Source organism: Marinobacter sp. CH_CUG1437-1 (assembly GCF_037029655.1).
In the GTDB taxonomy this organism is placed as follows: domain Bacteria; phylum Pseudomonadota; class Gammaproteobacteria; order Pseudomonadales; family Oleiphilaceae; genus Marinobacter; species Marinobacter salsuginis.
The window spans coordinates 111,672-125,240 of the sequence record NZ_JAYMEW010000007.1; the positions used below are offsets into that span (position 1 = coordinate 111,672).

General features: G+C 55.4%; 10 protein-coding genes. 2 read left to right on the forward strand and 8 right to left on the reverse strand.

What is annotated here, in order from left to right; all coding sequences use genetic code 11:
* Nucleotides 1-3: 3 nt before the first annotated feature.
* The 3 genes from WA411_RS16730 to glnE form a co-directional block, all read right to left on the reverse strand.
* Entirely contained in the window at nt 4-411 is a 408-nt protein-coding gene (locus WA411_RS16730; protein WP_069185115.1) for a DUF6165 family protein, read from the reverse strand.
* Nucleotides 412-499: 88 nt separating this feature from the next.
* Nucleotides 500-1,426 carry a branched-chain amino acid transaminase gene (locus WA411_RS16735; protein ID WP_291909304.1) on the reverse strand — a complete coding sequence of 309 codons (927 nt, stop codon included), beginning with the start codon at nt 1,424-1,426 and terminating at the stop codon, nt 500-502.
* Nucleotides 1,427-1,503: 77 nt separating this feature from the next.
* Nucleotides 1,504-4,410, reverse strand: a complete 2,907-nt coding sequence (gene glnE / locus WA411_RS16740) for a bifunctional [glutamate--ammonia ligase]-adenylyl-L-tyrosine phosphorylase/[glutamate--ammonia-ligase] adenylyltransferase (RefSeq protein ID WP_291909301.1) — start codon at nt 4,408-4,410, stop codon at nt 1,504-1,506.
* An 80-nt stretch (nt 4,411-4,490) separates the two neighbouring features.
* Here glnE and WA411_RS16745 point away from each other — a divergent pair, with 80 nt between their 5' ends.
* Nucleotides 4,491-5,669 (forward strand): potassium channel family protein, encoded by a 1,179-nt coding sequence (locus WA411_RS16745; protein WP_291909300.1) that lies wholly within the window; start codon nt 4,491-4,493, stop codon nt 5,667-5,669.
* A gap of 27 nt (nt 5,670-5,696) precedes the next feature.
* On the opposite strand, the gene WA411_RS16750 is transcribed toward WA411_RS16745, so the two are convergent.
* The 5 genes from WA411_RS16750 to typA all read right to left on the reverse strand — a co-directional run bounded on the left by WA411_RS16750 (nt 5,697) and on the right by typA (nt 11,597).
* On the reverse strand, nt 5,697-6,560 hold the full coding sequence (locus WA411_RS16750) for a CYTH domain-containing protein (protein WP_291909298.1): 864 nt from the start codon (nt 6,558-6,560) through the stop codon (nt 5,697-5,699).
* Nucleotides 6,561-6,650: 90 nt separating this feature from the next.
* Complete coding sequence (locus WA411_RS16755; protein WP_291909296.1) at nt 6,651-7,658, reverse strand: porin; 1,008 nt, start codon at nt 7,656-7,658, stop codon at nt 6,651-6,653.
* Between the two features lie 488 nt (nt 7,659-8,146).
* Complete coding sequence (gene dtd, locus WA411_RS16760; RefSeq protein ID WP_291909293.1) at nt 8,147-8,605, reverse strand: D-aminoacyl-tRNA deacylase; 459 nt, start codon at nt 8,603-8,605, stop codon at nt 8,147-8,149.
* Between the two features lie 91 nt (nt 8,606-8,696).
* Complete coding sequence (gene pip / locus WA411_RS16765) at nt 8,697-9,659, reverse strand: prolyl aminopeptidase (protein WP_069185109.1); 963 nt, start codon at nt 9,657-9,659, stop codon at nt 8,697-8,699.
* A 126-nt stretch (nt 9,660-9,785) separates the two neighbouring features.
* On the reverse strand, nt 9,786-11,597 hold the full coding sequence (typA, locus tag WA411_RS16770) for a translational GTPase TypA (RefSeq protein ID WP_069185108.1): 1,812 nt from the start codon (nt 11,595-11,597) through the stop codon (nt 9,786-9,788).
* A 560-nt stretch (nt 11,598-12,157) separates the two neighbouring features.
* On the opposite strand from typA, the gene glnA reads away from it, so the two are divergent.
* Nucleotides 12,158-13,561, forward strand: a complete 1,404-nt coding sequence (glnA, locus tag WA411_RS16775) for a glutamate--ammonia ligase (RefSeq protein WP_222466519.1) — start codon at nt 12,158-12,160, stop codon at nt 13,559-13,561.
* The last annotated feature ends 8 nt before the right edge of the window (nt 13,562-13,569 follow it).

A 13,569-nucleotide genomic window follows, 5' to 3' on the forward strand; every position in this document is an offset into this window, starting at 1 on the left:
GCTTCACTTACGGGCGGTGTAGTCCTGGTAGGACTTCTCTTCCACGAAACGTGATCCCAGGGCCAGGTTGACCTCTTTCTTTATGGCAGCACGCTTGTCGTTGGTGACGTACACTGCGCGGGCCAGTTCAATAAATTTCGGGCCAAAATCCTGGGCGGCCTCCTGATCACGAATGTCGTCTTCAATCACCCACAGCTCTTCGTTCACCGCCTTCAGCTGCTTGCGAAGATCGGAAATTTCAGCAGCCTTGTCCTTTACCGCCTCGTCCCAGGTGGCGCTCAGTTCGTCCAGTTCGAGACGAACGTTCTTGACCTTCGCTTCATCCTTGATGCGCTCGGATTTGATTTCGAGGATGGTGATTTTGTCCAGCACCTCGCCGAAAGACACCGGTACCTTGATAACGTCTGCCATGTGCTCGTCCCGCCAGTAAACAGGGTGTGTTAAATAACAAAGCCGCCGGGCTGAAACAGTCAACGGCGGCTTGCGACTTTTTCTGGAATCAGCCTTTTACGTGAGTCAGCCAGCCACTGTGCTCAGCCAGCTTGCCCTTGACCGCATCAAAGTACATGCCCTGCAGCTTCTCGGTCACCGGGCCACGTTTGCCGGCGCCGATCACTCGGCCATCCAGCTCGCGGATCGGCAATACCTCGGCCGCGGTGCCCGTAAAGAAGGCTTCGTCTGCGATATAGACCTCATCACGGGTGATCCTGCGCTCCTTGACCGGAATGTTCAGCTCGCGGGCGAAGTCCAGGATGGTGGCGCGGGTGATACCTTCCAGGCAAGAGGTGAGCTCCGGCGTGTGCAGCACACCATCACGCATGATAAAGATGTTTTCCCCGGAGCCCTCGGCAACGTAGCCTTCGTTGTCCAGCAGCAGCGCTTCCTCGGCCCCGCCGGAAATGGCCTCATTCAGCGCCAGCATGGAATTGATGTAGTTGCCGTTGGCCTTGGCCTTACACATGGTGATATTCACATGGTGGCGCGTGTAAGACGATGTGCGCACCTTGATGCCCATTTCTTTTGCTTCCGGGGACATGTAGGAGGGCCAGCTCCAGGCTGCAACCATCACGTGCACTTTCAGGTTATCGGCCCGCAGCCCCATGCCCTCGGAACCCAGAAACGCCATCGGGCGGAGATAGGCTTCATCCAGGTTGTTCTCCCGCACTGCCGCACACTGGGCGGCGTTCAGCTCGTCCTTACTGAACGGCATTTTCATGTTCAGAATGTGAGCCGAACGGAACAGTCGATCAGTATGCTCTTTCAGGCGAAAAATAGCCGGACCGTTCGCGGTATTGTAGGCCCGCACACCTTCAAAACAGCCAAGGCCGTAATGCAGGGTGTGAGTCAGGACGTGCGTCTTGGCTTCCCGCCAGGGAACCATTTCACCATCCAGCCAGATAACGCCATCGCGATCAGCCATCGACATTCTTCATTGCTCCTAAAAAAGCGTTTTTCGGGGGAACCGGCATTCTAGCAGGAAAATCTGCCGGAATTGAATTTGCCTCAGGCATCAATCATCACTTTTTTCCACATGGCGCGGATGTAGTCACGCTCCTCTGTAAAGGCATCGCCTTCCACCTGGCTATTGAGATTCTGAAGCGCCCTCCGATGGATGGTCGAGCGAAGCGCGATGAAGGTTTCCCGGAGCTTCTCGGCATCGTCCACAGCCATCACACCCGCACGGCCGAGCTCTTCCATCTGGCGAATATTGTCGGACCACTGGGTCAGCTCCGGATGCTCGGCACACCAGGCCAGCATCATATACTGGACCATGAACTCGATATCGACGATACCACCAGTATCGTGCTTGATATGGAACACCTCGGCCTGCCGGTTTTCGGGTGTGGCGAGGCTGGCGCGCATTTTCTCACGCATGTCGACCACCTCTTTGCGAAGCTTTTCACGGTCGCGGGATTGGCAAAGAATATCGTGGCGGATGGATTCAAAGGCTTCGAGAGTTTCACTGCAGCCGGCGACACCCCGGGCGCGTGCCAGCGCCTGATGCTCCCAGGTCCAGGCATCTTCCCGCTGATATTTTTCAAACGCCTGTAATGTGCTTACCAGAAGCCCCGAGTTGCCAGAGGGCCGCAAGCGCATATCAACCTCGTAGAGTTGGCCTGACGGAGTCTGAGTATTGAGGATGTGAACAATCCGTTGACCCAACCGGGTGTAGAAGACCGCGTTATCGATGGGCTTTTCGCCATCGGTCGCCAGCTCCGGATCAGCCTGATGCACAAATACCAGATCAAGGTCGGAGGTGTAGCCAAGCTCAATCCCACCCAACTTGCCATAACCAATGATGGCGAAATCGGTCTCACAGGCAGAACCATCTTTCCTTCTTGGATAGCCATGGCGGCTGACCAGATTGGCGAAGGCCACGTCCACGACGTGGTCCAGAACAACCTCTGCGATCCAGGTCAGATAATCACTGACCTTCATCAACGGCAACGTGCCTTTTAGCTCTGATGCCGCCACCCGCAAAATGTGGGCCTTCTTGAAATGCCGCAGCGACTCCATCTGCTCTTCCAGATCCTCAAACGGAATCCGCAGCATCTGCTGGCGCAGATCATCCTGCAACTCTGCCTTTGCAGGCGGACTGTAAAGGCTCTCGGCGTTAAGGAGTTCATCCAGCAACAGCGGCGTTTCTGCCAGCTGCCGGGCGATCCAGGGGCTCTCACTGCACAACCGGACCAACTGGGTACAGGCGCCCGGGTTCTCAATCAGCAACACCATATAGGCGGTTCGACGGAGGATGGCCTCGACCAGCTGCAACACCCTCGACAGAGTTTCGGAGGGGTTATCGACCTGGGTGAGCGCCTCAAGCAGCATCGGCATGAACTGATTGAGCCGTCTTCTCCCCTGGGTTTGAAGGTTCTGTACGGTCCGGTTGTCGCGTAGTTCCGCCAGTTCCGCCAACGTATTCTCGGGGGCTTCATAGCCACGGGATTTCAGCCAGTCGGCGGCTGCGCCCTCTTCCATTTCAGCGAGCCAGAGTTCGAACCAGCCTTCTTCAAGCGACTTCTCACCGTCATCCTCTTCATCCTCGGTGGCGATGATATTGGCAAAATGGGTGGCCACGCGTGCCCTGTGCTCGGTGAGACTTTGCTCACACGCCTGCCAGGTCTCGAACCCCATGATTGTGGCAACCCGTGCCCTGGACAGCTCATCCTCCGGCAGAAGTTGGGTCTGCTTGTCTTCCATACCCTGAAGCGCATGCTCCAGGTTCCTCAGGAACACATAGGCTTCGCGCAGCTCACGCACCACCGATGAAGGCAACAGCTCCAATTCCTCGAGTTCCTTCAGGATGACCAGCAGTTCCCGCTGCTGAAGCTCCCGATCCCGCCCACCACGAATGAGCTGGAATGCCTGTACCACAAACTCAATTTCGCGGATACCGCCGCTACCAAGCTTGATGTTATTTTCGAGTCCCTTTCGGCGCACCTCCCGACCGATCATGGCTTTCATGCTACGGAGGGACTCGAAGGCGCTGAAATCGATGTACTTGCGATAGACAAAAGGACGCAGGCTCTCCATCAGAACCTGGCCGGCCCTCTGGTCGCCAGCCACCACACGGGCCTTGACCATGGCATAGCGCTCCCAGTCACGGCCCTGGTCCTGGTAATAGGTCTCCAGTGCCGCGAAACTCAGAGCCAGGGCACCGCTCTGGCCATAGGGCCGAAGCCGCATGTCTACACGGAAGACAAAGCCGTCCGCCGTTATCTGATCCAGTGCCTGGATCAGTCGCTGCCCCAACCGCACAAAAAACTGCTGATTATCCAGCGAGCGACGCCCGCCAACAGTCTCCCCCTTGCTTGGAAAGGCGAAAATGAGGTCGATGTCCGAGGAGACGTTCAACTCCCGACCACCCAGCTTGCCCATGCCAAGGACCACCATTTTCTGGTCTGCTTCCTTGCCGGTCACCGGATCAGCCCCGCGAGGTGTGCCATATTGCTCGCAAGCGTCGCTGTATAGCCAGCTGAGAGCGCCATCAATACAAATATCGGCGAAGGCACTGGTCGCTGCCATGGTTTCTGCCAGATCCGCCCAGCGCATCAGATCCCGCCAGATAATTCGGAACTGGGACTCCATGCGGAACTGCCTGAGGGCCGAATGCAGCTCCGATTCGCTGTCGACCTCGGAGAGATAATCCTGCCAACGATCTTGCAGATAGTCAGGGGTGGTCGGCTCCGCCAGCGAACGGGAAACCACCAGGGCCTGAATCTGCCCGGCATGGCGCTCCAGGGTCTGGCGCAGGAACAGGCTGCGGGAAATTGCCGTAGCTACCACTGCGTCATCCATGCCTTCCGATGAGGTTAACCAGGCCGGAATTCCATCCGGAAACACCGATTTCCAGCACCCTGCGACATCATCCGCCAGCGGTTTCGGAAGGCTGTGCCACGGCTCGGACATAATGCAAACCCCTGTCTCTCTGTTATATTTCCGGTACTGTATAACGAACTTCCCCGCAACTGAACAGGCCGCCGACACGGATGCAACGAAACCGCCGCCCACTGAATCCGGAACATCAGGAAACCCATCTGCCCATGGGCGGCCTGATTCGGAGCCGGATGAAGCGCCTGTTCGCAATACTGGGCGTGCTGCTTTCGGTACAGGTTCTGATCATCTGGGCAGCCGAAGACCTTTCATTATTTGAAGCTGCCTGGCTGACAATGACCACACTGGTCACCGTTGGCTATGGGGACTATGCGCCCCAGACCATGATCGGTCGGTTCAGCACGATTGTGCTGATGTTTATTACCTCAATTACATTGCTGACACTGATCGTCAGCGACTATATCGAGTACCGGTTCTATCGACGGGAACGGATTCTCACAGGAAGGTGGATCTATAAAATGAATGACCACATCATTATTGTTAACACGCCCCAGCACGGGGGCGAGCAGTATTTCATGAGGTTTGCTTCCCAGATTCGGGAAATCCCGGGCTATGAAACCATTCCTATCATGATACTGACTCGCCAGTTTCCGATGGGACTGCCCACAGAACTTTCCGACATCGGAGTCGTGCACCATCACGGTGCAGGGTTCGACCCCGAGGCGCTAAAAGCAGTTCACGCCGGCAGTGCCAGACATATCATCGTGCTCGCGGCAGACGAAGCCGATCCCTATTCAGATAGCCTGACTTTCGACATCGCTCATCGATTGACAGAGCTGAATCTCGGCAGTCACACCATTGTCGAATGCGTCAACGACCAGAACCGGGGACGCTTCAAGGCGCTCGGTGTGAGGACCATCATCCGCCCTGTTCGAACTTATCCGGAAATCATGGTGCGTTCAGTGGTTGCCCCCGGCTCGGAAAAGGTTCTGGAGGACCTGTTCAACTACGAGCACGATCATCCCCATCGGTACGAGCTGAAGCTGGACGACCTGAACTGGGCGGACATAGTCAGCGCCCTGGTCCGTCATGGAATAGGGACTGCGCTCGCTTACATTGATGACGACAATGAAGTCATATGTCATCCGCCGACCAACGAGGAAATTGAAGGCAAGGGATTGATTGTGCTTGTTAAGTCCGCTGACACACCAGAGGTGTCAGTAGTGGAGGAAGCCCTGGAGCGATACCGGGTTTTCCTGAAGCAGTGGCGAGCCCACTCCGCCGCGCAGGAAACGGGCGAAGCAGAGCCAGAAAAAAACAAGTCTCCCGACTAGAAACCACCGGACTCCACAATCCGCCAGCTACTGCCCTGAACTGGCCAGCTGCAACTGGAGAACACCCAGCTCTGTAGCGTTTTCGGAAAGACTACGAACCGTCGATCCGCGAGCCAGCTCAGCGACCACATGCTCCCAAAGCTCCCCGCACCCCGCGGCAGCAGCTACATTTGCTACTTTCGAAAGATCCAATTGGTCTGCAGGGAAAGGCTCGTCAAGCAGCCAACAGCTCCCCAACGCCTGAAGGAACTCGGTTACGGTTAGCGGCTCAGTATTGCAAACAGTCTCCGGGCGATAGAGGCCCGCAAGAAAATACCCCTGCTCGGCCTTGCTGATAAGATTCAGAAAAACGGGAACTTCTCGGGCCAGCTCAAGTGCCCAAGCGACCAAGTGCCTGCCGTCACCGCTTTTCAGCTCAAACTCCACCTCGTGCAGTGGCCACCTGGCTTCATTGCCAGCCACACTGCCAGAATCGAGGGCGATCTCGATGACACTCTGCCCCTCTTCCAACCAGAGCACGTTACGCTGGAAGTTGGTTTCAAACACTACCCGCAGACTGCCGAGATCCAGATCGGTACTCAGCGGTGTGTCCTCCAGAAACGACAAATTCAGATCCGGGCCGGATACCGGCCACTCCCACTCTTCGCGCCGGTGGGCGCCATCGACAAATTCACCCCGGGTTTTCAGAGTTTGGATGTAGTCATCACCGGCTTTGCGGATTCTCAAAGCGGCTTTGGCGCGATTCAAATCGGCTTTTGGCGTGTCGAAATAGCGATTGACCAGGGATTTGGTTTTTCCAGGTAGAACCTCGGGGCGGGCTGAGAGCCACTGCAAAGCCTGCGCCTGGGCAGCTTCAGATACACTGAGCTTGATTTCCAGTTCGGTTGCCATTTCCACGACCTTTTCTCATGTTCATAAACGCAAAAACCGGCGACCCAAGGGTCGCCGGTTTTCATACTACAGGATTAGCCGGTTGGCTGATCAGAAGTAGTAAACAGCACCAACTGAAGCGATGGACTGCTCGTCGCCAGAGGCGCCTTCCAGGCTGTACTCGTTAGCTGCGTCTGAACCAGACAGGTAGCCTTCGAAGTAAACGTACATGTGATCAGACACGTTGTGCAGAGCCTGCAGGATTACGGTGTCTTTCTTGTCGCCAGAAGCATCGTCGTCCAGCATCTGGTAAGACAGAGCGAACTGGTTCGCGCCCATGGTGTACACACCCATTACGCCAACGATGTCGTTTACGTCTTTGCGGGTCTGGTATTCACCAATCACGCTGAAGTCGCCAGCGCTGTAGGTCGCTGTCAGACCGTAGCTGTTTTCGTTGTTGTCGGCTGCAGCGCCGCCGTCGTTGGAGTCCATACCAACAGACACTTCAAGAGCGTCTACAGCGTAGGTCGCAACCAGCTGGTACGGGTAAGATTTGTCCGCGCCGCCCTTGGTGTCGCTATCGCCGTTAACCTGAACAGCTGCAGAAACAGTCAGACCGCCGAAAGACGGAGACATGTACTGGACCAGGTCACCTTCACCAGTGGAGTAGTTACCGAAAATGTCGGAACCCACTTCGTGGAAGTTACCAATCTTTACGATGGCACTTTCGTAGACAGAATCGTCAGAGCCGACCCAGATCTGACCGAAGCTATCACCCTTAACACCTACGTAGGCTTCGTCAAGAGCGTCGATACCGTTGCTGCTGGACTTGTCGTCAGCGTTGATGCCTTCAAGCTCCAGCTTGAAGAAGCCAGTGATGCCCGGAGCGATTTCGTGATCGTGCTTAACGCCCAGAGTGGAACCGTTGTCAGCGTGCTCAACCTCGGAGCCACCGCCGTCAACGTTGGTGTGCTTCAGCACGTACTGGATGTTGCCGTATACAGACGGCATGGAGTCCATCTTGGCCGCCAGTTCGGAAGCTGACATTTCAGCCTGTGCGAAAACACTGCCAGAGAAGGTAGCGGCTGCAATAGCAGATGCGATGAGCGTTTTTTTCATGTTGCGTCTTCCTTTTTGAGTTAACTCAGGTTTTAGCGACGGGTTCTTATCCCGATTTTGTAAGGCTTCACCAGTCAGGCTGGATGAGGCCGATTCTGCATTACCCTTGTGTCAGTTTGATGACACACAAGTAACTTTTCTTCTTCTTCGGATAAATCTGAAAGATTCCAGATCTATACAGCTCAACCACTTACAGGATCTTCTTAAAGTCCTGAATGATGAAACTGTTTTAATACAATCATTCTCATTTTGCAAATTAACTGCGCTGCATTTTTAGCTCTTTTGGCACCAGAAACGCAATTATTTATGCGATTTGGCGCTCAGGAGCTCCGTTGCAGTTATATTTCAAATCCGAGGCCAGATTACCATTAACTCTTTATTAACAGCAGCTTGCCCCCTTAAAACTGCGCACACACAAAGTCTCTGATGGTAATTTCGCACCATTGCAGGCCAGCATGGCGGCCTGCGCACAATACTAGTGCAACTACCTATTCACACCTTTGTCTATTCTCAAGCATGAAGGTGACAGGCCCATCATTCGTTAACCCAACCTTCATATCCGCGCCAAACCTTCCTTCCCCTACTCTATCCGACCCCAGGCGTGAAATTGCGTCTGCCACAAACGATTCATAAAGCCTGTTGGCGTCATCCGGCCCCGCAGCCAGGGAAAAACCGGGCCTGGTTCCGGAAGACGTATCGGCCGCCAAAGTGAACTGTGGAACAACAAGGAGGGAACCACCGATATCCAGCAGGCTGCGATTCATCCGCCCTGCGTCATCGGGAAACACACGGTAAGTGAGGATTTTTCGGCAAAGTTCCCTTGCCTCGCGCTCGCTATCTCCTTTCTCGACGCCCAGCAACAGCAAAAGGCCTTTGTCGATCGAGGCTATCTGCTCACCGCCCACGGTAACACTGGCTTGCGAAACTCGCTGGATCAATCCTTTCATCAACTGCCTTGAGGACGATTGAACAGGCAAAATTGAGATCGGGCAAGAGTGTATCCATGCCAATTACCGGCCGCAACCCTCAAAACGCAATTCAGCCAGCACTTTTTTCAGTTTTCGCGACAACGGACTCAACACCGCGAATGAGTGCATCGACAATAGCTGGCTCCGATGCAGAGTGGCCTGCATCCCGAATGATCTGGAATTCTGCCTCGGGCCAGGCCTTACTGAGCGCCTGGGCATTATCCAGAGGACAAACCATATCGTAGCGTCCGTGTACGATAATCCCGGGAATGTCCGCCAGACGGTGCGCATTGCGAAGGATCTGGTCGGGCTCAAGAAAGGCGGCGTTCATGAAATAGTGGCATTCGATACGGGCCAGCGCGATGGCTACATGAGGATGGCCGAAATGCTCAACTACCCTGGGGTTCGGATGCAGGGTTGCACACCTACCCTCCCAGATTGACCATGCCTTGGCCGCCTGGATCTGCTCCAGCTCGTTGGTACTGGTCAATTTTCGGTAATAGGCTGCCACCATGTTATCGCGCTCGACTTCCGGAATTTGCGCCTCGAAGTCAGACCAGTAGTCCGGAAACACGCGGCTGGCCCCTTCTTGGTAGAACCACTGAATATCGCGGGGACGACAGAGAAATATGCCACGCAGAACCAGCCCGGACACTCGTTCCGGATGTGACTGGGCGTAAACAAGGCTCAGGGTCGACCCCCAACTGCCGCCGAACAGAAGCCACTTATCGATACCGAGGAACGAGCGTACCGCCTCCATATCCTCAACCAGCTTGTCGGTGCTGTTACCCTCGAGCTCTGCTAGCGGCGTGGAACGGCCGGCACCGCGCTGATCCATAAGAATAATCCGGAACCGCTCGGCATCGAAAAACCGCCGGTGATAGTCCTCGCACCCACCCCCCGGGCCACCATGAACAACGAGAACCGGCATCCCGTCGGGGTTTCCACTTTCTTCAACGTAGAGTTCATGAGGTGGATCAACGGCAATACGGTGCTGGGCGTTGGGCTTGATTTCCGGGTACAGGCTGAGCATGAAGCGCTCCGTTTAAAGGATTTACCCGGAGTTTAGCTTAAGCGAAAAGAAAGAGGCATTCCGTAGAGGGGAGTACAGAAGGAAATGGGGTCAGATGAAGACTTTCATCTGACCCCATTAAAGACGTTACTTCTTGCTGGCGCGCTTACGCTCGTTCTCGGTCAGAAGCTTCTTGCGCAGCCGGATGGACTTCGGCGTCACTTCCACCAGCTCATCGTCGTCAATAAACTCCAACGCCTGCTCAAGCGTGAACTTGATGGGGGGCACCAGGCCGATGACTTCATCCTTGCCGGAGGCACGCATGTTGTCGAGCTTTTTGGCTTTGGTGGGGTTCACCACCAGGTCATTGTCCCGGCTATGAATACCACACAGTTGCCCTTCATAGATCTCCTGCCCCGGATCCAGGAACAGCTTGCCGCGGCTCTGCAGGGTTTCCAGCGAGTAGGTCAGCGCGGTACCCGTAGCCATCGACACAATGACGCCGTTCTGGCGGCTGGTAACGTCCCCAACCTTGATCGGGCCATAGTGGCTGAACGTGGACGTAAGGATGCCGGTACCTGAGGTCATGGTCAGGAAGGTATTCCGGAAACCAATCAGGCCGCGAGCGGGAATGGTGTAATCCAGACGCATGCGGCCCTTGCCATCCGGCACCATGTTGGTCAGGTCGCCCTTGCGCAGCCCCATTTGCTCCATGACGGCACCCTGGTGCTGCTCTTCGATATCCACGATGACGTTCTCGTACGGCTCCTGCTTTTCGCCATCCACTTCCTTGATAACCACTTCGGGGCGGCCAACGGCCAACTCAAAGTTTTCGCGTCGCATGTTCTCGATCAGAACTGAGAGGTGCAATTCGCCACGACCGGACACCTTGAACTTGTCGGCAGAGTCGCCTTCCTCAACACGCAGCGCAACGTTATGCAGCAGTTCTTTTTCCAGACGCTCCTTGATGTTCCGGCTGGTAACGTACTTGCCTTCCTTGCCGGCAAACGGCGAATCGTTGACCTGGAAGGTCATGGATACAGTCGGCTCATCCACCGTCAGTGCTGGCAGCGCTTCAACGTTGGCCTGGTCACAAAGGGTGTCGGAGATGAACAGCTCATCCATACCGCTGACACAGACGATGTCGCCAGCCTGGGCTTCGTCTACCTCGACACGCTGCAGACCGGAATGCCCCATGATCTTTAGGATTCGGCCGTTGCGCTTTTTGCCGTTGGCGCCAATAGCGGTTACCGGCGAATTGGTTTTGATCTTGCCGCGCATGATACGGCCGATGCCGATCACGCCGAGGAAGCTGTTGTAATCCAGCTGGGAAATCTGCATCTGGAACGGGCCGTCCGGGTCGACATTGGGTGCCGGGACATGGTCAACAATCGCCTGGAACACGGCATCCATGTTGTCATCCAGCTTTTCGTGATCCAGCCCGGCAATGCCGTTCAGGGCGCTGGCGTAAACAATCGGGAAGTCCAACTGCTCATCGGTCGCGCCCAGGTTGTCAAAAAGGTCGAATACCTGATCCACAACCCAATCCGGACGGGCGCCAGGACGATCGATCTTGTTAACCACAACGATCGGACGCAGCCCCGCGGCAAACGCCTTCTGGGTAACGAAGCGGGTCTGGGGCATGGGGCCGTCGATGGAATCAACAACCAGCAGCACGCAATCCACCATGCTCATGACCCGCTCAACTTCACCGCCGAAATCTGCGTGGCCCGGTGTGTCGACAATATTGATGTCGTAGCCATTCCATTTCAGAGCGGTGTTTTTCGCCAGGATGGTAATGCCCCGCTCTTTTTCCTGATCATTGGAATCCATGACCCGCTCGCTATCGAGCTCTTTGCGCTCCAAAGTGCCTGACTGGCGCAAAAGCTGGTCTACGAGCGTGGTTTTACCATGGTCAACGTGGGCGATAATGGCGATATTACGAAGTTTCTCAATCACAAAAATATTCCTGCGGCATGCACTCAATGACCTGAGAAGGTCGTTCGCAGGGGGAATCCCAGCACATGCCGTCTCAAATCCGTAAAATGAACTCATTCACCGGAGCTGGCTGCCCGGCACCCTGCACGGTGCTTTCCGATCATGGACCTGAAAATGACAGGGTAAAAAATGAAGCGGCGCGCAGTATAGCGAAAAGTCTGTGTCGTTAATATGAAGAAAAACGCCTATTCTTCATACAGCGGGCGCGCACCTCATTGGGGCGACCACCTCATAAATGCACCAACAAGGTGCACCATTTGGGTGCAGGTTTTCGGTGGAGGGCGCATCATTTCCTTCTAATATGCCCCAAACCCTTGCAGTTGCGCCGTTCTGGAGCATGCCCTAAAAATTGGCAAGCGCCTTGCTTTATCGAAATCAGCCGAAATTTACAGGTAAGACGCAACGGCATTTGCTAAGCTGCGCAAACCTGAGAAACAGATCGGAACCCGATAACCCGGGCGATCCGGCGCCACGAACATGAATACAGCCGCCTGTGCGGTATAACTTACGGAGCATGCACAATGTCCAAGACAGTTGATTTGATCAAAGAACACGAAGTCAAATGGGTTGACCTGCGCTTCACTGACAGCCGCGGTAAAGAGCAGCACGTTACACTGCCTGCCACCGAAGTAGATGAAGACTTTTTCGCAGACGGCAAGATGTTTGACGGCTCCTCCATCGCGGGCTGGAAAGGCATCAACGAATCCGACATGATCCTGATGCCGGACGACGAGACTTCCGTACTCGATCCGTTCACCGAAGAGACCACAGTAAACATCACCTGCAACATCGTAGAGCCTTCTACTATGCAGGGTTACGAGCGTGACCCACGCTCCGTTGCCCGTCGCGCAGAGGAATACCTCAAGTCTACCGGCATCGCAGACGGCGCCCTGTTCGGCCCCGAGCCCGAGTTCTTCGTGTTTGACTCCGTAAAATGGAACGTCGACATGCAGGGTGCGATGTACCACATCCACTCTGAGGAAGCTGCCTGGGTTTCCGGCGAAGATTTCGATCGTAACAACATCGGTCACCGCCCGGGCGTAAAAGGTGGTTACTTCCCGGTTCCGCCGGTTGACAGCCTCCACGACCTGCGTGGCGCCATGTGTGCGGCCATGGAGTCCATGGGCCTGGAAATCGAAGTGCACCACCACGAAGTGGGCACCGCTGGCCAGTGTGAAATCGGCGTTGGCGCCAACACTCTGACCCGCAAAGCAGACGAAGTTCAGATCCTGAAGTACTGCGTGCATAACGTGGCCCACGCCTACGGCAAGACTGCCACTTTCATGCCCAAGCCGGTGGTTGGCGATAACGGTTCAGGCATGCACGTTCACATGTCCCTGAGCAAAGACGGCAAGAACCTGTTTGCCGGTGACAGCTACGCTGGCCTGAGCGAAACCGCACTGTACTACATCGGCGGTGTGATCAAGCATGCCAAGGCCATCAACGCCTTCACCAACAGCTCTACCAACTCTTACAAGCGTCTGGTTCCGGGCTTTGAAGCTCCGGTTATGCTGGCCTACTCTGCCCGTAACCGTTCAGCCTCTATCCGTATCCCGTATGTAAACAGCCCGAAAGCGCGTCGTATCGAAGTTCGCTTCCCTGATCCGTCTGCCAACCCGTACCTGGCGTTTGCAGCGCTGATGATGGCTGGCCTCGACGGCATTCAGAACAAGATCCACCCTGGCGATGCCATGGACAAGGATCTGTACGACCTGCCGAAAGAAGAAGCCCTGAGCATTCCGACCGTGGCCGAGACTCTGTCCGAAGCCCTGGACTGCCTGGAAGCAGATCACGAGTTCCTGACTCGTGGCGGCGTATTCACTGAAGACATGATCGCGGGCTACGTTGATCTGAAGCGCGGTGAAGTCGAGAAACTGAACATGACCACTCACCCGGTCGAGTTCGATCTGTACTACTCCTGCTAAAACCTCGC

Coding starts and splice junctions, on each gene's coding strand:
- WA411_RS16730 (WP_069185115.1), bottom strand. CDS start 411: ATGGCAGACGTTATCAAGGTACCGGTGTCTTTCGGCGAGGTGCTGGAC.
- WA411_RS16735 (WP_291909304.1), bottom strand. CDS start 1,426: ATGTCGATGGCTGATCGCGATGGCGTTATCTGGCTGGATGGTGAAATG.
- glnE (WP_291909301.1), bottom strand. CDS start 4,410: ATGTCCGAGCCGTGGCACAGCCTTCCGAAACCGCTGGCGGATGATGTC.
- WA411_RS16745 (WP_291909300.1), top strand. CDS start 4,491: ATGCAACGAAACCGCCGCCCACTGAATCCGGAACATCAGGAAACCCAT.
- WA411_RS16750 (WP_291909298.1), bottom strand. CDS start 6,560: ATGGCAACCGAACTGGAAATCAAGCTCAGTGTATCTGAAGCTGCCCAG.
- WA411_RS16755 (WP_291909296.1), bottom strand. CDS start 7,658: ATGAAAAAAACGCTCATCGCATCTGCTATTGCAGCCGCTACCTTCTCT.
- dtd (WP_291909293.1), bottom strand. CDS start 8,605: ATGAAAGGATTGATCCAGCGAGTTTCGCAAGCCAGTGTTACCGTGGGC.
- pip (WP_069185109.1), bottom strand. CDS start 9,659: ATGCTCAGCCTGTACCCGGAAATCAAGCCCAACGCCCAGCACCGTATT.
- glnA (WP_222466519.1), top strand. CDS start 12,158: ATGTCCAAGACAGTTGATTTGATCAAAGAACACGAAGTCAAATGGGTT.